The 21,952-nt window shown below is 63.6% G+C and carries 21 protein-coding genes; 14 read left to right on the forward strand and 7 right to left on the reverse strand.

What is annotated here, in order from left to right; all coding sequences use genetic code 11:
• Positions 1-6 precede the first annotated feature (6 nt).
• Positions 7-705, forward strand: a complete 699-nt coding sequence (locus tag AC1MHZ_RS20110) for a pirin family protein (RefSeq protein WP_084859007.1) — start codon at positions 7-9, stop codon at positions 703-705.
• Between the two features lie 43 nt (positions 706-748).
• Here AC1MHZ_RS20110 and AC1MHZ_RS20115 read toward each other — a convergent pair whose 3' ends face one another.
• Together AC1MHZ_RS20115 and AC1MHZ_RS20120 are read right to left on the reverse strand one after the other, a co-directional pair.
• Positions 749-1,624, reverse strand: coding sequence for an alpha/beta fold hydrolase (locus AC1MHZ_RS20115; protein ID WP_324814790.1), 876 nt, complete (start codon positions 1,622-1,624; stop codon positions 749-751).
• 21 nt (positions 1,625-1,645) lie between these two features.
• Positions 1,646-2,266 carry a LysE family translocator gene (locus AC1MHZ_RS20120; RefSeq protein WP_084859009.1) on the reverse strand — a complete coding sequence of 207 codons (621 nt, stop codon included), beginning with the start codon at positions 2,264-2,266 and terminating at the stop codon, positions 1,646-1,648.
• Positions 2,267-2,411: 145 nt separating this feature from the next.
• Here AC1MHZ_RS20120 and AC1MHZ_RS20125 point away from each other — a divergent pair, with 145 nt between their 5' ends.
• From AC1MHZ_RS20125 to AC1MHZ_RS20140, 4 genes are all read left to right on the forward strand, one after another.
• Positions 2,412-2,894: a GNAT family N-acetyltransferase gene (locus AC1MHZ_RS20125; protein WP_482966832.1), complete on the forward strand. Its 483-nt coding sequence runs from the start codon at positions 2,412-2,414 to the stop codon at positions 2,892-2,894.
• A 177-nt stretch (positions 2,895-3,071) separates the two neighbouring features.
• On the forward strand, positions 3,072-4,313 hold the full coding sequence (gene mexE / locus AC1MHZ_RS20130; protein WP_084859011.1) for a multidrug efflux RND transporter periplasmic adaptor subunit MexE: 1,242 nt from the start codon (positions 3,072-3,074) through the stop codon (positions 4,311-4,313).
• Positions 4,314-4,325: 12 nt separating this feature from the next.
• Positions 4,326-7,505 carry an efflux RND transporter permease subunit gene (locus tag AC1MHZ_RS20135; protein ID WP_084859012.1) on the forward strand — a complete coding sequence of 1,060 codons (3,180 nt, stop codon included), beginning with the start codon at positions 4,326-4,328 and terminating at the stop codon, positions 7,503-7,505.
• Positions 7,502-8,917 carry an efflux transporter outer membrane subunit gene (locus AC1MHZ_RS20140; protein WP_084859013.1) on the forward strand — a complete coding sequence of 472 codons (1,416 nt, stop codon included), beginning with the start codon at positions 7,502-7,504 and terminating at the stop codon, positions 8,915-8,917. Before AC1MHZ_RS20135 ends, AC1MHZ_RS20140 begins: the two co-directional genes overlap by 4 nt.
• 90 nt (positions 8,918-9,007) lie before the next feature.
• Here AC1MHZ_RS20140 and AC1MHZ_RS20145 read toward each other — a convergent pair whose 3' ends face one another.
• Positions 9,008-9,994: a bile acid:sodium symporter family protein gene (locus AC1MHZ_RS20145; RefSeq protein ID WP_084857657.1), complete on the reverse strand. Its 987-nt coding sequence runs from the start codon at positions 9,992-9,994 to the stop codon at positions 9,008-9,010.
• Positions 9,995-10,074: 80 nt separating this feature from the next.
• Between AC1MHZ_RS20145 and AC1MHZ_RS20150 the strand changes: the two genes are divergently transcribed.
• From AC1MHZ_RS20150 to AC1MHZ_RS20165, 4 genes are all read left to right on the forward strand, one after another.
• The gene (locus tag AC1MHZ_RS20150) at positions 10,075-10,869 is read left to right on the forward strand and encodes an AraC family transcriptional regulator (protein WP_084857655.1); all 795 of its coding nucleotides are present in this window, start codon (positions 10,075-10,077) and stop codon (positions 10,867-10,869) included.
• A gap of 24 nt (positions 10,870-10,893) precedes the next feature.
• On the forward strand, positions 10,894-12,039 hold the full coding sequence (ampC, locus tag AC1MHZ_RS20155) for a class C beta-lactamase (RefSeq protein WP_084857678.1): 1,146 nt from the start codon (positions 10,894-10,896) through the stop codon (positions 12,037-12,039).
• Positions 12,040-12,336: 297 nt separating this feature from the next.
• Positions 12,337-12,669, forward strand: a complete 333-nt coding sequence (locus tag AC1MHZ_RS20160; RefSeq protein WP_084857653.1) for a hypothetical protein — start codon at positions 12,337-12,339, stop codon at positions 12,667-12,669.
• A gap of 89 nt (positions 12,670-12,758) precedes the next feature.
• Positions 12,759-13,181, forward strand: a complete 423-nt coding sequence (locus tag AC1MHZ_RS20165; RefSeq protein ID WP_084857651.1) for a group II truncated hemoglobin — start codon at positions 12,759-12,761, stop codon at positions 13,179-13,181.
• Here AC1MHZ_RS20165 and AC1MHZ_RS20170 read toward each other — a convergent pair.
• The 3 genes from AC1MHZ_RS20170 to AC1MHZ_RS20180 all read right to left on the reverse strand — a co-directional run bounded on the left by AC1MHZ_RS20170 (position 13,172) and on the right by AC1MHZ_RS20180 (position 14,317).
• The gene (locus AC1MHZ_RS20170; protein WP_084857649.1) at positions 13,172-13,477 is read right to left on the reverse strand and encodes a hypothetical protein; all 306 of its coding nucleotides are present in this window, start codon (positions 13,475-13,477) and stop codon (positions 13,172-13,174) included. The two genes, AC1MHZ_RS20165 and AC1MHZ_RS20170, sit on opposite strands and share 10 nt — an antisense overlap.
• 196 nt (positions 13,478-13,673) lie before the next feature.
• On the reverse strand, positions 13,674-13,862 hold the full coding sequence (locus AC1MHZ_RS20175; protein ID WP_084857646.1) for a hypothetical protein: 189 nt from the start codon (positions 13,860-13,862) through the stop codon (positions 13,674-13,676).
• Between the two features lie 134 nt (positions 13,863-13,996).
• Positions 13,997-14,317, reverse strand: coding sequence for a YbjQ family protein (locus tag AC1MHZ_RS20180; RefSeq protein WP_084857645.1), 321 nt, complete (start codon positions 14,315-14,317; stop codon positions 13,997-13,999).
• Positions 14,318-14,450: 133 nt separating this feature from the next.
• Between AC1MHZ_RS20180 and AC1MHZ_RS20185 the strand changes: the two genes are divergently transcribed.
• The 4 genes from AC1MHZ_RS20185 to AC1MHZ_RS20200 all read left to right on the forward strand — a co-directional run bounded on the left by AC1MHZ_RS20185 (position 14,451) and on the right by AC1MHZ_RS20200 (position 18,937).
• Positions 14,451-15,506: a HEAT repeat domain-containing protein gene (locus AC1MHZ_RS20185; RefSeq protein ID WP_084857643.1), complete on the forward strand. Its 1,056-nt coding sequence runs from the start codon at positions 14,451-14,453 to the stop codon at positions 15,504-15,506.
• A gap of 85 nt (positions 15,507-15,591) precedes the next feature.
• Entirely contained in the window at positions 15,592-17,181 is a 1,590-nt protein-coding gene (locus AC1MHZ_RS20190) for an ATP-binding protein (protein WP_084857641.1), read from the forward strand.
• Positions 17,182-17,311: 130 nt separating this feature from the next.
• Positions 17,312-18,001 carry a type 1 glutamine amidotransferase domain-containing protein gene (locus AC1MHZ_RS20195; protein WP_084857640.1) on the forward strand — a complete coding sequence of 230 codons (690 nt, stop codon included), beginning with the start codon at positions 17,312-17,314 and terminating at the stop codon, positions 17,999-18,001.
• A gap of 180 nt (positions 18,002-18,181) precedes the next feature.
• Positions 18,182-18,937, forward strand: a complete 756-nt coding sequence (locus AC1MHZ_RS20200) for a CSS-motif domain-containing protein (RefSeq protein ID WP_482966833.1) — start codon at positions 18,182-18,184, stop codon at positions 18,935-18,937.
• An 18-nt stretch (positions 18,938-18,955) separates the two neighbouring features.
• Here AC1MHZ_RS20200 and hppD read toward each other — a convergent pair whose 3' ends face one another.
• Entirely contained in the window at positions 18,956-20,032 is a 1,077-nt protein-coding gene (gene hppD / locus AC1MHZ_RS20205) for a 4-hydroxyphenylpyruvate dioxygenase (protein ID WP_084857636.1), read from the reverse strand.
• A gap of 305 nt (positions 20,033-20,337) precedes the next feature.
• On the opposite strand from hppD, the gene AC1MHZ_RS20210 reads away from it, so the two are divergent.
• Positions 20,338-21,921 carry an EAL domain-containing protein gene (locus AC1MHZ_RS20210; RefSeq protein WP_368829445.1) on the forward strand — a complete coding sequence of 528 codons (1,584 nt, stop codon included), beginning with the start codon at positions 20,338-20,340 and terminating at the stop codon, positions 21,919-21,921.
• Positions 21,922-21,952: the final 31 nt, after the last annotated feature.

A 21,952-nucleotide genomic window follows, 5' to 3' on the forward strand; every position in this document is an offset into this window, starting at 1 on the left:
ACGACCATGCTGCAACTGCGTCCGTTCGAAAGCCTGGGCCATGCCAATCACGGCTGGCTCGATGCCCACCACCACTTCTCGTTCGCCGAGTACTACGACCCGGCGCGCATGAGTTGGGGCAACCTGCGCGTCTGGAACGACGACCTGATCGCCGCCGGCGGAGGCTTCCCGCCACACCCGCACCGGGACATGGAAATCATCACCTACGTCCGTGAAGGCGCGATCACCCACCAGGACAGCCTGGGCAACAAAGGCCGCACCGAGGCCGGCGACGTCCAGGTAATGAGCGCAGGCACCGGCATCGTGCACAGCGAATACAACCTGGAAAAGGTCGACACGCGGATCTTCCAGATCTGGATCATGCCTGAGCGGGTCGGCGACGCACCGTCCTGGGGCACCCGGCCCTTCCCCAAGGGCGAGCGCGGTGAAGGCTTCGTGACCCTGGCCAGCGGCCGGGCCGGCGATGAAGACAGCCTGCGCATCCGCACCGATGCGCGCCTGGTGGCTGCAACCCTGCGTGCTGGCGAAAGCGCCGAATACCGCTTCGACGCGGGGCGCCGGGGTTATCTGGTGCCTGCCAAGGGGCTGGTGGAGGTCAATGGCCTGCGAGCCAAAGCCCGGGATGGCGTGGCCATCGAGCAGGAGCAGGTGTTGCAGGTAACGGCCGTCGAGGACAGCGAGATCGTCCTGGTCGATGTGGCCTGATCTGGCCTGGCCCGGTCGCGTTCCTACAGCACATGCAAACTTGTCAGTGGGCGAGCAGCCAGGTCACCACCTGCTGCGCCGCCCCCGCCGGATCCTCCTGCATGAAGCAATGCCCCCCGGGCACCTGCCGAGCGCTCACATGGGGGTTGAGCGCGGCCAGCCGCTGTACCGAATGGGGGACGAACGGATAGGTATGCTCGCCATACAGGATGGACGTCGGCACCTTGATCTGCAGAAGGTGGGACCACATCCGCTCGGGGAACGAACTGAAGATCTCCGCTTCCCGGCTGGGCCGGCACTTGAGCACCACCCCTTCTCCGCACTCCCCAACGGCATGCTCCACATAGGCCTGCAATGCTGCCTCGCTCCAGCCCTTGAAGATGCCCCGGCCTTGCAGCGATGCCGTGACCGCCTCGCGGTCGGGCCAATGGCTGCGCCGGGTCGCGGCCTTGCGTGCCAAGGTGTGACGGCGGTGCAGCCCGACCAGTGCAGCCACGCCCATCACGCCGAGCATACGTCGGCTGAACAATACTGGGTCGAGCAGCATGGCGCGGCTGAACAGGTGCGGCTCGCTGGCCAGGATCAACCCCGTCAGCACACCGCCAAAGCTATGGCCCAGCGCAACACGCGGCACGTCCCCATACTCGCCCCGCCCGGCCTCGAACGCCTCGACCGCCAGCTCGGCGCTGCGGTTCCAGCCCCGGAAGGGCCCACCATGGTCGCTGTCGCCATGGCCTTGCACATCACTGAGCCACAGGTCGAAGTGCTCGCCCAGCGTCATCAGCATGGGCTGGTAGGCCAGGCTGCAGAACCCGTTGCCATGCAGGAAATGCAGCAACGGCCGCCCGCTGGCCGGTGACCGCCAGCCACGCAAGGTGAAACCTTCGGAGCTTTCATGGGACCAGGGAATCAACTGCATCGCTTTGCTGTACTCATCGGTCTAGGAAAAAGACGATTCTACAAACAGCAGCGGGTACAACGAAATCACCAACAACAGGGCCATCAGGACATTGAACAGCATCAACCAGCGCGGGTTCTGCAGGAAGTTGCGCAAGGCACTGCCGAACATCACCCAGATACCGACGCTGGGCAGGTTGACCAGGGCGAACAAGGCGGCGATGACGATCACGTTGAGCACATAGCCCTGGGCAGGCGTGTAGGTGGTGATCGCCCCCACCGCCATCACCCAGGCCTTGGGGTTGACCCACTGGAATGCCGCCGCCCCCCAGAAGCCCAGCGGCTTGCCTGCGCCCTTGGTATCGCCGGACATCGGCCCGGAGGTGGCGATCTTCCAGGCCAGGTACAACAGGTACGCCGCACCGACGTAGCGCAGGAGGGTGTACAGCGGCGGCCAAGCCTTGAACAGCTCGCCCAGGCCGAAGCCCACCGCCAGCACCATCACCATGAAGCCGATGCTGATACCCAGGGCATGAGGAATGGAGCGGCGCACACCGAAGTTGACCCCCGAGGCGAGCAGCATGGTGTTGTTCGGCCCTGGCGTAATCGAGGAGACGAAGGCAAAGAGCACGAAGGCGGAGAGCAGATCGATGGATCCAAGCATGGTGGGCTTCCACAAGGGGTTGTTGTGTTGTCACACTAGCGGAGCGATTTTCCTTGCGACCCGTACAGTTACGTTAAATTGCACCGATACACATGACTGTATCAGTCCGAAGCGCCCTGCCCTGCACCTTCAAGGATGCCCGACCATGAGCCTGACCATTCGCCCCACCGTACGCGCCGACGCTGCGCAGATCCTTGCCTTCATCACCGAGCTTGCCGATTACGAGCGTGCCCGCCATGAAGTGGTGGCGAGCCTCGCCGATATCGAACGCACCCTGTTCGATGAAGGCAGCACCGTGCACAGCCTGATCTGCGAACGCGATGGCCAGGCCATCGGCTTTGCCGTGTATTTCTACAGCTATTCCACCTGGCTGGGCCGTAATGGCATCTACCTGGAAGACCTGTACATCACCCCAGAGCAACGTGGCGACGGTGCCGGCCGCCAATTGCTGCGGCACATCGCCCGCGAGGCCGTGGCCAAGGGCTGCGGACGCCTGGAGTGGAGCGTGCTGGACTGGAACGAGCCGGCGATTCGCTTCTACGACGCCTTGAAGGCCGAACCCCAGAATGAGTGGATTCGCTACCGTCTCGATGGTGAGCGGTTGGCGCAATTTGCCGCACAGGCCTGAAGGCCCTGGGGCCGCGTCGCGGCCCCCTGTCGGGATACTTGGCTTTCATGTGTCCTGATCGATGACGCCGCCCTACCTATCATTCCGCTTGATAATAACCTTCGCCCCGTTCGATTCGTTCCTCGCGCGCAAGACTCGCAGAATCCGCCCACTATCCAATTATTGGCGGAGTTCTCCATGGAACAATCATTCAAACCCTTGCGCTTTCCGCTCGCTGCGTTGGCAGTGATGGTGATCGCCGCGTGTGGCAGAGCCCCGGAAGCCGTGCAGGCGCCCGCCGCACCCAAGGTCAGCGTGGCCAAGGTGATCGAGCAGCCGATCAACGAATGGGACGAGTTCACCGGTCGCCTGGAAGCCCCGGAAACCGTCGAGGTGCGCCCACGCGTGTCGGGCCAGATCGACCGGGTGGCCTTCACCGAAGGCGCCCAGGTCAACAAGGGCGACCTGCTGTTCCAGATCGACCCACGCCCCTTCCAGGCCGAAGTCCGTCGTCTGGAGGCCCAACTGCAACAAGCCAAGGCCACCGCCATCCGCAGCGCCAACGAAGCGCGCCGCGGCGAACGCCTGCGCGACAGCAACGCCATCTCCGCCGAACTGGCCGAATCGCGCAGCAGCGCCGCTGCCGAAGCCCGCGCCGGGGTCGATGCGATCCAGGCCCAGCTCGACCTGGCCCGCCTCAACCTGAGCTTCACCCGGGTCACCGCACCGATCAGCGGGCGGGTCAGCCGTGCCCAGTTCACCGCCGGCAACATCGTCACCGCCGATGTCACCCCGCTGACTTCGGTGGTGTCCACCGACAAGGTCTACGCCTACTTCGACGCCGACGAGCGCGTGTACCTCAAGTACACCCAACTGGCCCGCGAAGGCCAGCGCGGCCAGAGCACCCCGGTGTACCTGGGGCTGACCAACGAAACCGGCAACCCGCACCTGGGCCAGATGAACTTCGTCGACAACCAGGTCAACCCGCGCACCGGCACCATCCGTGGCCGCGCCGTGTTCGACAACCGCGACGGCCGCTTCACCCCCGGCCTGTACGCACGCCTGAAGCTGGTCGGCAGCGCCAAATATGACGCGGTGCTGATCAACGACGAAGCCGTGGGTACCGACCTTGGCAAGAAGTTCGTGCTGGTCATGGACAAGGACAACAAGGCTGCCTACCGCGCCGTGGAGCTGGGGCCCAAGCTCGAAGGCCTGCGCATCGTGCGCAGCGGCCTGAGCAAGGATGACCGCATCGTGGTCAAGGGCCTGCAGCGCGTACGCCCAGGCTCCCCGGTAACGCCCGAGGAAACCCCGATGGCCAGCGAAGAGACCCTCGCCACCCTGGCTCGCCAGCGCCAGGCCCTGGAGGCCAGCAACCCGACCCCGACGGTGGCCGGTTCCAACGACAAAGTCGCCAGTGCCCAAGCACCTCGCGGTTAAGGATCGATGCCGATGAACTTCTCCAAATTCTTCATCACACGGCCGATCTTCGCCGCCGTGCTGTCGCTGGTGTTGCTGATCGCAGGCTCCATCGCGCTGTTCCAGCTGCCGATCAGCGAATACCCCGAAGTGGTGCCGCCCACCGTGGTGGTGCGCGCCAACTTCCCCGGCGCCAACCCCAAGGTGATCGGCGAAACCGTGGCCGCGCCCCTCGAGCAGGCCATCACCGGCGTCGAGAACATGCTGTACATGTCCTCGCAGTCGACCGCTGACGGCAAGCTGACCCTGACCATCACCTTCGCCCTGGGCACCGACCTGGACAATGCTCAGGTACAGGTGCAGAACCGCGTGACCCGCACCCAGCCCAAGCTGCCAGAGGAAGTGACGCGCATCGGGATCACCGTCGACAAGGCCTCGCCCGACCTGACCATGGTCGTGCACCTGACCTCGCCGGACAACCGCTACGACATGCTCTACCTCTCCAACTACGCCATCCTCAACATCAAGGATGAGCTGGCACGCCTGGGTGGCGTGGGCGATGTGCAGCTGTTCGGCATGGGCGACTACTCCCTGCGGGTATGGCTGGATCCGAACAAGACCGCCTCGCGCAACTTGACCGCCAGCGACGTGGTGGCGGCCATCCGTGAACAGAACCGCCAGGTCGCCGCCGGCCAGCTGGGTGCCCCGCCCGCCCCAGGCTCGACCAGCTTCCAGCTGTCGATCAACACCCAGGGCCGCCTGGTCAACGAGGAAGAGTTCGAGAACATCATCATCCGCGCCGGCGACAACGGCGAGATCACGCGTCTGAAGGACATCGCCCGGGTCGAGCTGGGTTCGAGCCAGTACGCCCTGCGTTCGCTGCTCAACAACCAGCCGGCGGTGGCGATCCCGATCTTCCAGCGCCCAGGCTCCAATGCCATCGAGATCTCCGACGAAGTGCGGGCGAAGATGGCCGAGCTGAAGAAGGATTTCCCCGAGGGCATGGACTACAGCATCGTCTACGACCCGACCGTGTTCGTGCGCGGCTCCATCGAGGCGGTGGTGCATACCCTGTTCGAAGCCCTGGTACTCGTTGTCCTGGTGGTGATCCTGTTCCTGCAGACCTGGCGTGCCTCGATCATCCCGCTGATGGCCGTGCCGGTGTCGTTGATCGGTACCTTTGCGGTGATGCACCTGTTCGGCTTCTCGCTCAATGCGCTGTCGCTGTTCGGCCTGGTGCTGGCCATCGGCATCGTGGTGGACGACGCCATCGTCGTGGTGGAGAACGTCGAGCGCAACATCGGCCTGGGCCTCCAGCCGCTGGAGGCGACGCAAAAGGCCATGAGTGAAGTGACCGGGCCGATCATCGCCACGGCCCTGGTGCTGTGCGCGGTGTTCGTACCTGCAGCATTCATCTCCGGGTTGACCGGGCAGTTCTACAAGCAGTTCGCCCTGACCATCGCCATCTCCACCGTGATCTCGGCGTTCAACTCCCTGACCCTGTCGCCGGCCCTGGCTGCGGTATTGCTCAAGGATCACCACGCGCCCAAGGACCGTTTCTCGCTGCTGCTGGAAAAACTTTTGGGTAGCTGGCTGTTCGCCCCCTTCAACCGCTTCTTCGACCGCGCCAGCCATGGCTACGTCGGCGGCGTGCGCCGGGTCATCCGCTCCAGCGGCATCGCGCTGTTCGTCTATGCAGGGCTGATGGGCCTGACCTACCTGGGCTTCTCGTCCACCCCGACCGGTTTCGTGCCGGCCCAGGACAAGCAGTACCTGGTAGCCTTCGCCCAACTGCCAGACGCAGCCAGCCTCGACCGCACCGAGGCGGTGATCAAGAAGATGAGCGAAATCGCCCTGGAGCAACCTGGCGTGGCCGACTCGGTGGCCTTCCCGGGCCTGTCGATCAACGGCTTCACCAACAGTCCCAACAGCGGCATCGTCTTCACCCCGCTCAAGCCGTTCGACGAACGCAAGGACCCGAGCCAGTCGGCGGCAGCCATCGCGGCGGCGCTGAACGCCAAGTTCGCTGACATCCAAGACGCCTACATCGCGATCTTCCCGCCGCCGCCCGTGCAGGGCCTGGGCACCATCGGCGGCTTCCGCCTGCAGATCGAGGACCGTGGCAACCTGGGTTACGAAGCGCTGTACAAGGAAACCCAGAACATCATCGCCAAGAGCCATGACGTGCCGGAGCTGGCAGGCCTGTTCACCAGCTACCAGGTCAACGTGCCTCAGGTCGATGCCGCCATCGACCGGGAGAAGGCCAAGACCCACGGCGTGGCCATCAACGACATCTTCGAGACGCTGCAGATCTACCTGGGCTCGCTGTACACCAACGACTTCAACCGCTTTGGCCGCACCTACCAGGTCAACGTCCAGGCCGAGCAGCAGTTCCGCCTCGACGCCGAGCAGATCGGCCAGTTGAAGGTGCGCAACAATCTGGGCGAGATGATCCCGCTGGCGACCTTCCTCAAGGTCAGCGACACCTCCGGGCCCGACCGGGTGATGCACTACAACGGCTTCATCACCGCCGAAATCAACGGTGGCGCAGCACCGGGCTACAGCTCCGGCCAGGCCGAAGCCGCCATGGAGAAACTGCTCAAGCAGGAGTTGCCCAACGGCATGACCTTCGAATGGACCGACCTGACCTACCAGCAGATCCTGGCAGGCAACACTGCACTGTTCGTCTTCCCGCTGTGCGTGCTGCTGGCCTTCCTGGTGCTGGCGGCCCAGTACGAAAGCTGGAGCCTGCCGCTGGCAGTGATCCTGATCGTGCCGATGACCCTGCTGTCAGCCATCACCGGCGTGATCATCTCCGGCGGTGACAACAACATCTTCACCCAGATCGGCTTGATCGTGCTGGTGGGGCTGGCGTGCAAGAACGCCATCCTGATCGTCGAGTTCGCCAAGGACAAACAGGCCGAAGGCCTCGACCCGCTCGCTGCGGTGCTGGAAGCATGCCGCCTGCGCCTGCGGCCGATCCTGATGACCTCGATCGCCTTCATCATGGGTGTGGTGCCGCTGGTGTTCTCCTCCGGTGCCGGTGCCGAGATGCGCCATGCCATGGGCGTGGCGGTGTTCAGCGGGATGATCGGCGTGACGGTATTCGGCCTGTTCCTGACCCCGGTGTTCTTCTTCCTGATCCGCCGATTCGTCGAACGTCGCCAGGCCCACAAGGCCGAGCGCGCGCCCTCGCTGGAGAGCCATGCATGAACCTGCTCAAACCCCTGACACCGAGCCTGCTGGCACTGGCCCTGGCGGCTTGCGCGGTGGGCCCGGACTACCAGGCACCGCAGACCGAGCCTGCGCACATCGATACCCAGGCGCCGGCCAAGGCCTTCGACCGTAGCCGCTTCGAAAGCGTGTGGTGGAAGCAATTCGACGACCCGGTGCTCAACCAGCTGGTGCAAGCCTCGCTGGATGGCAACCGCGACCTGCGCGTGGCCTACGCCCGGCTCAAGGCGGCCCGGGCGATCCGCGAGGATGCGCAGAACGACCAGTTGCCCGTGGTCACCAGCCGCGCCAGCAGCGAGATCGGCAAAGGCCAGATCCCCGGCCAGACCGAGCGCCGGGTCAACAGCGAACGCTATGACCTGGGCCTGGACATGGCCTGGGAGCTGGACCTGTTCGGCCGCATACAGCGGCAGATCGAGGCCAGCCAGGCGCAGGAGGCCGCTGCGGCGGCCGACCTGCAGCAGTTGCAGGTCAGCCTGATCGCAGAACTGGTCGATGCCTACGGCCAGCTGCGCGGTGCCCAGCTGCGCGAGCAGATCGCCCTGGCCAACCTCAAGACCCAGCAGGAGTCGCGGAGCATCACCGAGACGTTGCGCGATGCCGGCGTGGGCAACGAGCTGGACGTGGTACGCGCCGACGCCCGCCTTGCCGCGGTAGAGGCAACGGTGCCGCAATTGCAGGCCGAACAGGTGCGGGCACGCAACCGGATCGCCACCCTGCTTGGCCAACGGCCGGATGCATTGAGTGTCGACCTCTCGCCCAAGGCACTGCCGGCCATCGCCAAGGCATTGCCGGTGGGCGATCCGGGCGAACTGCTGCGCCGACGTCCGGACATCCGCAGCGCCGAACGCCAGCTGGCTGCGGCCACGGCGAACGTGGGCGTGGCCACGGCCGACCTGTTCCCACGGGTGAGCCTGAGCGGGTTCCTGGGCTTTACCGCCGCGCGCGGTTCGCAGATCGGCTCGTCGGCGGCCAATGCCTGGGCGCTGGGCCCGAGCATCACCTGGGCGGCATTCGACCTGGGCAGCGTGCGGGCTCGCCTACGCGGGGCCAAGGCCGATGCCGAAGGGGCTTTGGCCAACTATGAACAGCAGGTCTTGCTGGCGCTGGAAGAATCCTCCAATGCCTTCAGCGACTACGGCAAGCGCCAGCAACGCTTGTTGGCCTTGATGCGCCAGAGCGAAGCGAGCCGCAAAGCAGCCGACCTGGCGTCGGTTCGCTACCGGGAAGGCACGGTGGACTACCTGGTGCTGCTCGATGCCGAGCGCGAGCGGCTGAGCGCCGAGGATGCGCAGGCACAGGGCGAGGTCGAGCTGTACCAGGGCATCGTGGCGATCTACAAGGCCCTTGGCGGTGGCTGGCAGCCGGAGGCGGTGGCCAGCGTTCGCTGAGGTTTCAACGACTCCTTTGGTTGGATCCTCCCCCAACCGTTTGCCCCGCTTGCCGTTGGCTTGCGGGGCTTTTTTTCCACCTCATACCCTTCAAGATGCGACCGAAGCCCCTTCGACTTCCCGCGCCGCGTACTTCTGTGCCAGCACCGCGCACACCATCAACTGGATCTGGTGGAACAGCATCAACGGCAGGATCATCGCCCCGATGCCGCCACCTACGAACAATACCTGTGCCATGGGTACGCCCGTCGCCAGGCTCTTCTTCGAGCCGGCGAACAGGATGGTGATCCGGTCCTCCAGGCTGAAGCCCAGCGCACGTCCCAGCAACCGCGTGCCGAACAGAACCGCCGCCAACAACACACCACACACCACGAACAACCCGGCCAGGTGCTGCGGCGACACCGTGTGCCATAGCCCCGTGACCACGGCGTCGCTGAATGCCGTGTAGACCACCAGCAGAATCGACCCCTGGTCGACGACCTTCAGCCAGCGCGCGTTACGCTGTACCCACCCGCCAATCCAGCGCCGCGCCAACTGCCCCGCCACGAACGGCACCAGCAACTGCAAAGTGATCTTGAGCACCGCATCGAGCCCGGAGCCCGTCTCGCCTTCGGCCCCCAGCAGCAGCATCACCAGCACAGGCGTCAGGAAGATGCCCAGCAGGCTCGAGGCCGCCGCACTGCAGATTGCCGCCGGGATGTTGCCGCGGGCCAGCGACGTGAAAGCGATTGCCGACTGCACCGTGGCCGGCAGGGCGCACAGGTACAGCACGCCCAGGTACAGCTCGTTGCCCACCAGCGGCACGAACAGCGGCTTGAACGCCAGGCCCAGCAGCGGGAACATCACGAAGGTGCAGGCGAACACCAGCAGGTGCAGCCGCCAGTGCCCAGCACCGGCGATGACCGCTTCGCGCGAAAGCTTGGCCCCATGCAGGAAGAACAGCAGGCCGATGGCCAGGTTGGTCAGCCAACCGAACAACACCGCCCCATCCCCCGAGCATGGCAGCAAGGTGGCGACCAGCACCACCGCAAGCAAGGCCAGGGTGAAATTATCTAGGACTTTTCGCACGTACTTCATTGAATCTTCCGTCTTGTAATTATGCAGAGGCAAACGATAAGGTCTGGCCTTTCCAACCGCTAACGCCGGAACCCCCACCAGTGTCGCCGAACGGACACCCCGAGCCCCGGCTCAACCAGCTCGAACGCTTGCCACGCCCGGTGTACGGGCATGCACAGAGCCTTCCCAATATCGCCCTGGGCTATCGCCATCAGCACCCTTGGGGCCAGCTTTCCCACGCACGTCGTGGCATCCTTCGCGTACAGACGCCCCAAGGTCTCTACCTGGTACCGCCCCAGCGCGCCGTATGGATCGCTGCGCGTGTGCCGCATCGGGTGGCGTGCGAGGCCGATACCTGTATTCGCAGCCTGTACATCGAGCCCAGCGCCCTGCCCTGGCCTGACGCCACCTGCCGGGTGGTGGCGGTAGACCCCCTGCTGGGCGAGTTGATCCAGGCGTTTTCGCAATTGCCGGTAACCTACGATGAACAGGGCGCCGATGGCCGGATGGTGCAGGTGTTGCTCGACCGCCTGGCCTGCGCCCGGGAAGAGCCCCTGCTGCTGCCGTTGCCCCATGATCGCCAGTTGCGCCAGGTATGCCGCCGTCTGCAGGCCACTCCCGACGACACGCGCAGCCTGGCCGAATGGGCCGTGCGCCTGGGCGTGTCGGAAAAGACCCTGAGCCGGCGCTTTCTGCGCGAAACGGGCCTGACCTTTCGCCTGTGGCGCCAGCGGGTACGCCTGCTCAGCGCCTTGCCGCCCCTTGAGCGCGGCGAGCGCGTCACCGATGTGGCACTGGCCTGCGGCTATGCCTCGCTGTCGGCGTTCATCGCCGCTTTCGGTGAACATTTCGGCCAATCGCCTGGCGAATTCCTGCGCCGCAACCACCTTTCCTGAAGCTCGAAAAGGACCTTTTGCATGATGTTCCCCGCCCGCCTCTGCCGACTTGCCCTCGCCCTCGGCCTGGCCTCGGTTGCAGCCCCAAGCCTGGCCGACTCGCTGCAAGCCCAGGTCGATGGCATCATCGAGCCGCTGATGCGCGAGCATGACATCGCCGGCATGGCCGTGGCGGTGATCGCCGATGGCAAGACGCACTACTTCACCTATGGCGTGGCCAGCAAGGCCGATGGGCAGCCGGTGAGCCGCCAGACATTGTTCGAAGTCGGCTCGCTGAGCAAGACCTACACCGCCACCCTCGTCGCCCAGGCCAGTGCCGAAGGCAAGCTCGACCTCGATGCACCCGCCAAGCGCTACCAACCGGCACTGGGCGATACACCGCTGGGCGAGGCCAGCGTGCTCGAGCTGGGCGCCTACAGTGCCGATTGTTTGCCGTTGCAGTTCCCAGACCAGGTGCGGACCGCCGATCAGGTGCTGGCCTTCTACCAGCAGTGGCGCCCACGTAGCCAGCGCGGCACCCAGCGCTGCTATTCCAACCCAAGCCTTGGCCTGTTCGGCGAACTGGCCGCGCGGGCCCAGGGCAAGCCCTTCGCCCAGGTAATGACGCAGCGGCTGCTGCCGGGCCTGGGCCTGGCTCATACTTACCTCGAGGTGCCCGACAGTGCTCGTGAGCACTACGCTCAAGGTTATGACGCCAACAACCAGCCCGTTCGCGTCAACCCCGGGCCCTTGGCCGATGAAGCCTACGGCATCAAGACCAACCTGACCGATGCGGCACACTACGTAAACTTGCAACTGCGCCCCACGCAGCTCTCCCCCTCACTGCAAAAGGCCATTGCCGTGACCCAGTCAGGTTACTTCAAGGTCGGCGCCATGACCCAGGGCCTGGGCTGGGAACGCTATCCGTATCCGGTCGCCCTGGACACCCTGCTCGAGGGCAACGGCTCGACCATGGCGCTGCACCCCCAGCCGACCGTACGCCTGAAGCCTGCTCAACCGGCCACACCGGCGGCCTGGTACAACAAGACCGGCGCGACCGGTGGTTTCGGTGCCTACTACGCATTCGTTCCGAGCGAGGGGCTGGGCATCGTCTTGCTGGCCAACCGCAACTACCCCAACGAGGCGCGCGTGCGCGCGGCCTACAAGATTCTCTCGAACCTGGCACGGTGAAATGCGCGCGCCGGCAGGATTGTCGGACAAAATGTAGTGACGAAAAATATTCACTACAAAACGGTTGACGCCGCCGAACGGCCTTGGGCATGATGAGGCCGTCTCCCTGATCGGGAGCGGTGGCAAGGGTGTTCCAGACGGCCTGCGCGGTAACGCAGGCCGTCCGTGGAGAGGGAAACTGTCCAAAAGGCAGCGTGAGAAAGCCCCTGTTGCGATGCTGCTGTAGCAGCCTTGGTAGTGCGCTACATGTCGTGGCGCCGAGTGTGAAATCACTAACTGACGGGTAATGGGGGCTTTATGATGAATTTGAACAACAATCCTACGATCGACCAATTGGCCCAGCTGTTCGCCGCACGCAAGGACAGCCTCGACGACCATCTGCTGTGGGTCAGCCAGACCGGCGAGGTACGCCTTGACCGCCTGCCGCCCAATACGGTCGAAGATGAATTCGAAACGCACATGCCCAGCATGCGCGCCCGCTTCAAGGTCTACCGCCGTGGCCAGGGCTACGTCGGCAAGAAGGCCGCCGCCGACACCGAGTTCGTCGGCCGCGTCCTGCAGACCCTGCAACAAGAATGGCCTACCGCCCGTGAGCGGCAGGCAGTCAAGGTGATCGACCCACTGAACTGAGTGGTACACCGCCTCTTGAGCCCGGCCCCCAAGGCCGGGCTTTTTCATGCCTGTTATAATGCCTGCCCCTGTTTCTGCGGAGCCGCGTGATGAGTACTCCCGCCTATGGCACCGGCGATGCCTCCTACCAGGCCGCTGGCGGCATCGAGGGCCTGCGCCGCTTGGTCGACGACTTCTACCGGCTGATGGATGAACGCCCGGAAGCGGCCAGCGTGCGGCAGATGCACCCAGACGATCTGCAAGGTTCGCGAGACAAGCTGGCCTGTTTCTTAAGCGGCTGGCTCGGTGGGCCACGCCTGTACAGCGAACGCTTCGGCTCGATCGCCATTCCAGCCTTCCATGCCCAATGGCCGATCGATCAAGCCCATGCCGAACTCTGGCTTGCCTGCATGGCCGATGCCATTGCCCTGCAACCCTGGGCCCCGACGTTTGCCGAGTACCTGTTGCGCCAGTTGCGTGTGCCGGCCGAACGCATCGTCCAGGCCAGCCGCAACCGCCGTGCTCAGGCCTGACGCCGATGGGCGACCCGGGGCGGCAGTGGTAAGGCACCGGTAGCCAGCGCCCGGGCCCGCTCCACGCCCCAGACCAGGGCGCGGGTCATGGTCTCGCCCGGCCGGGCCGGATAGTATTCCTCCACCAGAGCCTGGCCCTCCCGGGTATACAACCCAAGGAATAGCTGCGTGGCACCTTGCCTGGAAAGACGCACCTGGACATCCAGGGTAGTACCGTCACTGAGCACTTCGTCATGGCAGCGGGCATGCAGGTTGGCATCGGCCCATTGCCAATAGGTTTCTTCCCTGACGCGCATGGATCTTTCCTCCTTGTGCTGAAATCCGCGCAAGAAAAACACAACCTTGCTCTCCCGGCGAGGGCGACTCGCCGTTGCCATGAGCAAGATCAATGAATACGGATAAAAGCTACCGCTGGGCGTGACGCACTTCACCAAACGCCGTTCATGAAAAAGGGCTGCACATGCAGCCCGGGGTTCTTCATGCATCGCCTGGTCATTTCCTGGCGGGAATACGCGGGGTGAAGCGCCCCTTCTTGCTGCGCTGCAGATGCGGTGGCTGCAACTGCTCCGAGTCGTTCAAGGTCATGTTGGCGAAGCCCAGGCGTACAGCCGCTTGACCGCAACGGACCTGGCTGTTGATCGGGAATGCATCGTTCATATCTTCAAAAAAGGATTCGCTCATGCCCTGGTTCCCCGGTTGTCGGCCACGCCGGCAGGCAGCATGCCTCCCTGGACAAGCAATGACCTGCCGGTGAGACTAGCCGGTCATTTACAGACCATCTAGACAGAATCCTCGAGGCCGACCAGCGGCAGGCGCTACTTCAAGCGAACCGCCGTACCGGTGGCAAACACCACCACCATGCCACCTTGGACAGATGGCATGCTGATTTCGAAGTCCACCCCCACCACCGCATCGGCTTGCAATTGACGTGCCCGCGCCTTGAGCTCCTCGGTGGCTTGCTCGCGAGCCTCACGCAAGGCGCTTTCCAAGGTCTGCGACCGACCGCCGAAGAAGTCGCGGAAACGGGCGAAGAAGTCACGCACGAAATTGATACCCTGCACCGATTCGGCGCTGACCACCCCCAGATATTCGGCTACCGGGCGGCCTTCGAGCTGGCTGGTCGTGGTGATGATCATGAGTCGGCTCCCTCGCCTTGGTAAAAAGGCCGATCTTAACAGACCGCGCCATAGACCTTGATAGCCGGGCAGCCCGTTGCATTTGCCGGCCACCTGTCCCAAGCTCTGCCTTCACGCTGTCACGGACCGCCCAATGCCCAACCATCACCGTTACCTGGTCGCCCTGCTGCTGCTGATCCTGGTGTCGGGCGTTATCGGCTACCAGTGGCACGGCGACCCACCCGCTGCACCTGCCCAGCCTCCACACAGCTACGCCAAGGCCTTGCGCCAGGCGCACAACGGCGAGCCAGGCGCGGCGCGGGTGCTCTACCAGCAACTACAGCGCGACGACCTGCCGGCAATCCGCCGCGCCGCGCTCTACGCTGAACTGCCGCACTACCCATCGCCCCAGGCATTGAAGCTGGCTCGCCAGGACCTGGACCATGGCGACCCGCTGGTACGCCGGGCGGCCATCGCCAGTATTCGCCGCCTCCTGCCGCCCGCCCAGCGCAGCCTGGTGCTGGGCCCTTTGCTGGAAGACGACGAGCAGAGCGTACGCTTCGCGGCGGTGGACGCCTTGCTGGGTCTGGACCCCGACGCGATAGGCTTGTATTTCGGCCCGCTGCAGGACGCCCTGGAGCATTATCAGCAGGCCTTGGAAGCGCAACCACAGGATGCCGAGGCGCAGGTTCACCTGGCGCGCCTCTACCTGCATGAAGATGCTTACGAACAGGCCGGCGCGGCCCTGCAACGCAGCCTGCGAATCGCCCCGCACGGGCTGGACGCGCTGGCCATGCAGGTGCGCCTACTGGAACGCCAGGGGCAGCATGATGCCTCTCGGCAAGTGCTGGCCAAGGCCTTGGCGCTACGCCCGGATTCGGCTTTCCTCCAGCATGAACTGGGGCTCTGGTTGGTCCGTCACGAGCAACAGGAGTACGCCTTGCTGGCATTTTCCCGAGCTGTCGAACTGGAACCGGAGAATACCGACTACCGCTACGTCCTGGCCGTGACCTTGCACGACCTGGACCAAGTGGAAGCCGCCCAGAAACAGCTGGAAACCGTGCTCGCCAAAGAACCAGCCAATCGCCGGGCCCGGTTGTTGTTGATCCAATATTGGAAGGAAACCGGCCAATTGCAGAATGTCCAGGTGCTATTGGCCGAGCTGGAGCGGCAAAACCCCGACGATCCGCTGCTCCAGCAAGGCTTGTAGACGATCTGCACACCCGGGGTTGAACCCAGGTGTCACTCCCGCGGTCCAGTGGGTATCGGTTGCCCACTGGCACAGGAGAGATGCCTTGGCCGCTGCGTTACCCTTGGACGAACGCGTGCTGATCCTGGCACCTTCGCAGATCGCTGCTCACGCCTCGCACTTGCTGACAGGGGCAGGGTTTGCCTGCCTGTGCACGAGCGATTCCGCGCGCCTTGGCACCTGGCTGGCCGAAGGGGTCGGCATGGTAATCGCTGCCGCCAGTACGCTACCGGGCCCGCATTCGGTGCTGCAATCGTTTATCGACCAGCAGCCGGCCTGGTCTGACCTGCCCATCGTCCTGCTGACCGGCCCCACCACCGGCCCACCCGAACCGACACTCGGTCACCTGCTGCCCCTACCCTTGCCACTGGACGCCGCGCAATTGCTTCACCTCAGCCAGGTCGCCCTGAGCAGCCGTCGCCGCCAATATCGCTCCCGTGACTACATGCGCGAGCTGGAACGCCAGGCGCAACAACACCAAACCGATGAACAGGCACGTCACCAACTACGGAAAATGGAGGCCATCGGGCAACTGGCAGGAGGCATCGCCCATGATTTCAACAACTTGCTGACCAGCATCGGCGGCAGTTTCGAACTGATCGACAAACGCTTGCAGCAAGGGCGGAGCGAGCAGCTCGACGGCATCCTGCGCATGGGCAAGGAAGCTGTGGCCCGGGCGGCACGCCTGACCCATCGCCTGCTGGCGTTTTCTTCCCGCCAGTCCCTGCAGAGTCAGGTCGTCGACCTGCACAACCTGCTGCACCCCGATGACCTCCGGGCCAGCCTGGATGTTTCCATCACCTTGCAGGTCACCCTGCCAACCGACCTGTGGCTGGTGGAAGCGGATGACAAGCAGCTCAAGGAAGCCGTGAGCAATTTGTTGCTCAATGCCTGCGAAGCCATGCCCTGGGGCGGCCGATTGGATATCGAGGCGAGCAACCAACGCATCGACAGCGCATCCACCGGTGACGGCGCGCTGCCCAGTGGCGACTATTTGTGCCTGAGTATCAGCGATACCGGCCAAGGCATGTCGCAAGGCACCCTCGAGCATGCCTTCGAGCCGTTCTTCAGCACCAAGCCGGTCGGCCAGGGGGTTGGCCTTGGGCTTTCGATGGTCTATGGCTTCAGCAAGCAATCGAACGGCCATGTGCGGTTGCGCAGCCAGATCGGCCAGGGTACCCGCGTCGACCTGTACTTGCCGCGCTACATCGGCCAGGCACGCCCGCAAAGCGAACCACCGCCCCTTGCCAGCGTCAGCATCTGCCGGGAAATCCTGGTGGTCGAAGACGACCCGCAAGTGCGCCAATTGCTTTGTCAATCGCTGCGCGAGGAAGGGTTCCCTTGCCATGCGGCCTGCAATGCCAAAGAAGCCCTCCAGCTGTTGCAATCGCCCCAGCCGCTCGCCCTGATGATCAGCGATGTGGGGCTTCCCGGCATGAACGGTCGACAACTGGCGGAGGTTGCACGCACATTGCGTGACAACCTGCAGGTTCTGTTCATTACGGGCTATGCCGAGACGGCCATGGCACAGGACGACTTCCTCGCCCCAGGCATGCAGTTGATCAGCAAGCCTTTCGAACTGAGCCAACTACAGGCCCGGGTCACGCAGATGCTGGACAAGCAGACCTGCGGCTGAACCTGCTGCACACGCCTGCCGGACCACCGACGCGCCCACGCATGGCTTTCCGCCCATGGGCGGCTATGCTCATTAGGTTTTCCTCTGCCCCGGGGAATCCGGGCCTTTTCCAGGCATGTGGAGCGTGGTCATGAGCAAGAAGATCCTGGTGGTGCTGACCAACACGGCAAAATACCCGACGCTAAAGCGCGCCACCGGTTTGTGGCTGGGCGAAGCAGTCCACTTCGTCGACAAGGTGCAGAAGGCCGGCTATGCCGTCGATTATGTCAGCCCTGCCGGTGGCTATGTGCCGATCGACCCCCACAGCCTGCAGATGGCGCCCGAGCTCGACTGGCAATGGTACGACGACAAGGCCTTCATGAACCGCCTCGGCACCACCCTGGGGCCAGGCCAGGTCAAGGCCGAGGACTACTGCGCGATCTACTATACCGGCGGCCATGGCGTGATCTGGGACTTCCCGGAGAACACCAGCCTGCAGGCGCTGGCCCGTGGCATCTATGAAGCCGGCGGCGTGGTGGCAGCGGTATGCCATGGCGCCGTCGGCCTGCTGAACATCAAGCTCAGCGATAACAGCCTGCTGGTCAGAGGGCGCCAGGTGACCGGCTTTTCCAACACCGAGGAAAAACTTGCAGAACTCGACAATGTGGTGCCCTACCTCACGGAAAACGAGCTGGTGGCCCGCGGCGGCAAGTACAGCAAGCATGACGACCCGTGGGCCGGCTTCGTGGTCAGTGACGACCGGCTGATCACCGGGCAGAACCCGGCTTCCAGCGCCTTGGTGGCCGAGCACGTACTGACGCGCCTGAAGAAACCCGCATGATCCCACGGGCGATTGCTCGATAACCCGCAACATTCGCAGATAGCGGCTACAGTCCAACCGCCTCAGGCCCAAGTAACCTCGCCTGCAACCTGTCCACTGTCGGACAAGCTGCCAGGAGGGGCTGCGATCATGTCGAAATTCACCCATGCAGGGCGCAGCCTACTGGAGATGTTGCTTATCTTGACCATCAGCCTGGTCCCAATGGCATCGGGCCTGCTGGTCATGATCTACCAGCTGGAACGCAAGCTTGAGGAAAATGCCCAGGTATCGGTCCAGGAGGCCATCTTTGCCATCGACCGGGTCCTGGACAACCTGCAAAGCGCCGCATCCAACGCGCTGCCCCTGGCGGGCCAACCCTGTAGCGAAGCCGCGCAGCCGCTGGAAGTGCTGGCCGCTGGGGACCCACGGATCCGCTCGCTCATCCTCACCAGGAACGGCCAGTCGTATTGCAGCAGTATCGAGACCACCATCACCGACAGCCCGACGTTCTACAGCCCACGTGCGCTGGTACAGCTGAATTTCGATTCGCCCATCACGCCCAACGGCGTCGTCGTCGAATTGCGTCTTGCCTATGCCAACCCAGGCGTGATCGCAACCGCCTATGGCATCGAGCTACGCAACGAGCTGCGCGGCTTCCAGGATGGCATGGTGCTGGTACTGGAGTTTGGCAAGAAATACATCTGGGAGATGGGAGACAGCCGTGATCCGCAAGAGCCTTCGCAATCGGAGTTCTTCCGCAGTGCGATCTCGAGCAAGCACGGATATACGGTAAGAGGCGGGTACCCGGAGGGCTTCACGGCAAGCGAGATACGCCAGTCGATGTTGCAGATACTCCCTTCCCTGGCGCTGGTAGGGCTGCTGACCGGAGCGATTACCTATTGGGTGATATTCAGAGCGCGCAACAAAGGCCGGCAGGCCACCTCTCCCAGACGTTGAGGCAGCCTGCCGTTGCGATTACTCGACGTTCAGCACGCCACGACGAACCTGGTCACGCTCGATGGATTCGAACAGGGCCTTGAAGTTGCCTTCGCCGAAGCCATCGTCGCCCTTGCGCTGGATGAACTCGAAGAACACAGGGCCCAACAGGGTCTCCGAGAAGATCTGCAGCAGCAGGCGTTTGTCGCCGGCTTCGGAGGCACCGTCGAGCAGGATGCCGCGCGATTGCAGCTGGTCCACCGGCTCACCGTGGCCTGGCAGGCGCTCCTCGAGCATTTCGTAGTAGGTCTGCGGCGGCGCGGTCATGAAGCGCATGCCGTAGCCTTTCAGGGCGTCCCAGGTCTTGAGCAGGTCGTCGGTGAGGAAGGCCACGTGCTGGATACCTTCACCGTTGAACTGCATCAGGAACTCTTCGATCTGCCCCGAGCCCTTGGAGGATTCTTCATTGAGCGGGATGCGGATCATGCCGTCCGGCGCGGTCATGGCACGGGAAGTCAGGCCGGTGTATTCGCCCTTGATATCGAAGTAGCGGATCTCGCGGAAATTGAACAGCTTCTCGTAGAAGCCCGCCCAGTAGGACATGCGGCCACGGTAGACGTTGTGGGTCAGGTGGTCGATGATCTTGAGGCCGGCGCCGACAGGGTTACGGTCCACACCTTCGATGAACTTGAAGTCGATGTCATAGATCGAACTGCCTTCCTCGTAGCGGTCGATCAGGTACAGCGGCGCGCCACCGATACCCTTGATTGCCGGCAGGCGCAGTTCCATCGGGCCGGTTTCGATTTCCACCGGCTGGGCGCCCAGCTCCAGGGCACGGGCATAGGCTTCATGGGCATTGCGTACGCGGAACGCCATGCCGCATACCGACGGGCCATGCTCGGCGGCGAAGTACGAGGCGACGCTCTTGGGCTCGTTGTTCAGGATCAGGTTGATGCCGCCCTGGCGATACAGGTGCACATCCTTGGAACGGTGGGTGGCCACCTTGGTGAAGCCGAGCATCTGGAATACAGGCTCCAGCACGCCAGGGGTCGGCGATGCGAATTCAATGAACTCGAAGCCCATCAGGCCCATCGGGTTGTCGAAGATATCAGCCATGTGTGTGTCCTCATCAGCAAGCGAAAAATGGTGTCAGGTGCTTTGGATGTCGGACAGGCGTGGTGGCGAGCACGGGATGCCGCGCACGCTGCGGGCAAGGAAGTCACCAATGATCAGCTTGAACCCATGGTATGTCATATGGACCCATTCTCGGCGGGCTTGATTCCCCGGGGCACGGAGAACCTTATTCTTGTATTCGTAAACCGATTCTACAGGGCGTAAAATCATTTGTCGCGCTTTAGTTCACCGCTTGACCCGACAAACGGCTATCCTCTGCGAATTGGTTTCAAACAGATTGGATGAGCATGCCTTTATCGGTCAAACGCGCCCGCTGGAGCTGGCGCTCCCTTCTCCCTTGGGGCATAGGGGCCCTGCCGCTGCTCTGTGGCCTGGGGGTCATGCAATGGCAAGCCCAGCGCGAACTGCACAACAGCAGCCAGAGCACAACCCGACAAGTGGTCAAGCAAGTCGAGCATATTCTCGACAACCTCTCTGGTGCTGCCACGGAACTGTTGCCCCTGGTGGGCCGTCCTTGCAACGAGATCGACGTGGCCTTGCGCGGGCAGGTCACCCGCAACGCCTTCGTGCGCTCTACCAACCTGTTCCAGCACCATACCCTCTACTGTTCTTCATTGTTCGGCAATTTCGACGAACCGGTGGACCCTCGTGACTACACCGAGGGCCGCCTGTGGTTGATGAAGGGCAACGCGGTCACCCCGGGCCATTCCTTGTTGGCCTACCGCCTCAGCAAAGGCGACGGTGGCGCCATCACCGTGGTCGACAGCGACCACCTGGTCACCGCCCTGAAGCTGATCGGCCCGGAGGAAGAGCTGCAACTTCAGGTCGGTAACAACTGGATAGGCAAGGAAGGCGTGGTCCATACGGGCACGCCGCCGCAGGCCGCCATCGCCGCGGTGGTACAATCCTCGACCCGCTACCCTTTCAGCGTTCATGGGGGCTATGCACCGGGCAAGCACAGCCAGTACATGGCCGAGCACTACCCGGCCCTGCTCAGCTTGCTGTTGATCCTGGGGGTGCTGGCAGGTGTGGTCTGTCGCTGGCAGGTCCGCCGCGCCCTGTCGCCGCGCGCCGAGCTGCAGCGCGCGCTGGAAGCCGACGAGTTCCTGCCTTATTTCCAGCCCGTGGTGCGCAAGGACGATTACCGCTGGGCCGGTGTCGAAGTGCTGATGCGCTGGAACCACCCGCGCGAAGGTCTGGTGCGCCCGGACCTGTTCATTCCCTATGCCGAGCACAGTGGCCAGATCGTCCCCATGACCCGCGCCCTGATGTTGCATACCGCCCAGGGGCTGGCCCCCTATGCTGCGCTGCTCGAAGATGGTTTCCACATCGGTATCAATATCACCGCCGACCACTGCCGCGACCTGGGCCTGTTGGATGATTGCCGCACCTTTCTCCAGCATTTCCCGCCTGGGCGCGTGGTGCTGACCCTGGAGCTGACCGAACGCAAGCTGATCGAAGCCACGCCGGTCACCCTGGAGCTGTTCGAAAAGCTGCATGACATGGGTGTGATGATCGCCCTGGACGACTTCGGGACCGGTCAGTCAAGCCTCAACTACCTGCGCCAGTTCAAGGTCGACTACCTGAAGATCGACCAGAGCTTCGTCGCGATGATCGGTGGCGACGCACTTTCCCAGCATATCCTCGATACCATCATCGAACTGTCGGGCAAGCTGGGGCTGGGGATCGTTGCCGAGGGTGTGGAAACCGAGGTCCAGCGCGATTACCTGGCACGTCATCAGGTGGACTTCCAGCAAGGCTACCTGTTCGGCCGGCCGATGCCTGTTGGCGACTTTCTCCAAGCCCTGGCCGCCCGTCCGGGCAGCACGCGGTTGCCCCACGACGTACGCCCTGAGATCATGCCGAACTGATCACCTGTTCAACTTCGTAAACCGAGGCATT

It is taken from the genome of Pseudomonas sp. FA-1, from assembly GCF_056856075.1.

Coding starts and splice junctions, on each gene's coding strand:
- AC1MHZ_RS20140 (WP_084859013.1), top strand. CDS start 7,502: ATGAACCTGCTCAAACCCCTGACACCGAGCCTGCTGGCACTGGCCCTG.
- AC1MHZ_RS20185 (WP_084857643.1), top strand. CDS start 14,451: ATGCCCAACCATCACCGTTACCTGGTCGCCCTGCTGCTGCTGATCCTG.
- AC1MHZ_RS20110 (WP_084859007.1), top strand. CDS start 7: ATGCTGCAACTGCGTCCGTTCGAAAGCCTGGGCCATGCCAATCACGGC.
- ampC (WP_084857678.1), top strand. CDS start 10,894: ATGTTCCCCGCCCGCCTCTGCCGACTTGCCCTCGCCCTCGGCCTGGCC.
- AC1MHZ_RS20145 (WP_084857657.1), bottom strand. CDS start 9,994: ATGAAGTACGTGCGAAAAGTCCTAGATAATTTCACCCTGGCCTTGCTT.
- AC1MHZ_RS20135 (WP_084859012.1), top strand. CDS start 4,326: ATGAACTTCTCCAAATTCTTCATCACACGGCCGATCTTCGCCGCCGTG.
- AC1MHZ_RS20125 (WP_482966832.1), top strand. CDS start 2,412: ATGAGCCTGACCATTCGCCCCACCGTACGCGCCGACGCTGCGCAGATC.
- AC1MHZ_RS20195 (WP_084857640.1), top strand. CDS start 17,312: ATGAGCAAGAAGATCCTGGTGGTGCTGACCAACACGGCAAAATACCCG.
- AC1MHZ_RS20175 (WP_084857646.1), bottom strand. CDS start 13,862: ATGAGCGAATCCTTTTTTGAAGATATGAACGATGCATTCCCGATCAAC.
- AC1MHZ_RS20115 (WP_324814790.1), bottom strand. CDS start 1,624: ATGCAGTTGATTCCCTGGTCCCATGAAAGCTCCGAAGGTTTCACCTTG.
- AC1MHZ_RS20170 (WP_084857649.1), bottom strand. CDS start 13,477: ATGCGCGTCAGGGAAGAAACCTATTGGCAATGGGCCGATGCCAACCTG.
- AC1MHZ_RS20120 (WP_084859009.1), bottom strand. CDS start 2,266: ATGCTTGGATCCATCGATCTGCTCTCCGCCTTCGTGCTCTTTGCCTTC.
- AC1MHZ_RS20180 (WP_084857645.1), bottom strand. CDS start 14,317: ATGATCATCACCACGACCAGCCAGCTCGAAGGCCGCCCGGTAGCCGAA.
- AC1MHZ_RS20210 (WP_368829445.1), top strand. CDS start 20,338: ATGCCTTTATCGGTCAAACGCGCCCGCTGGAGCTGGCGCTCCCTTCTC.
- AC1MHZ_RS20165 (WP_084857651.1), top strand. CDS start 12,759: ATGAGTACTCCCGCCTATGGCACCGGCGATGCCTCCTACCAGGCCGCT.
- mexE (WP_084859011.1), top strand. CDS start 3,072: ATGGAACAATCATTCAAACCCTTGCGCTTTCCGCTCGCTGCGTTGGCA.
- AC1MHZ_RS20160 (WP_084857653.1), top strand. CDS start 12,337: ATGATGAATTTGAACAACAATCCTACGATCGACCAATTGGCCCAGCTG.
- hppD (WP_084857636.1), bottom strand. CDS start 20,032: ATGGCTGATATCTTCGACAACCCGATGGGCCTGATGGGCTTCGAGTTC.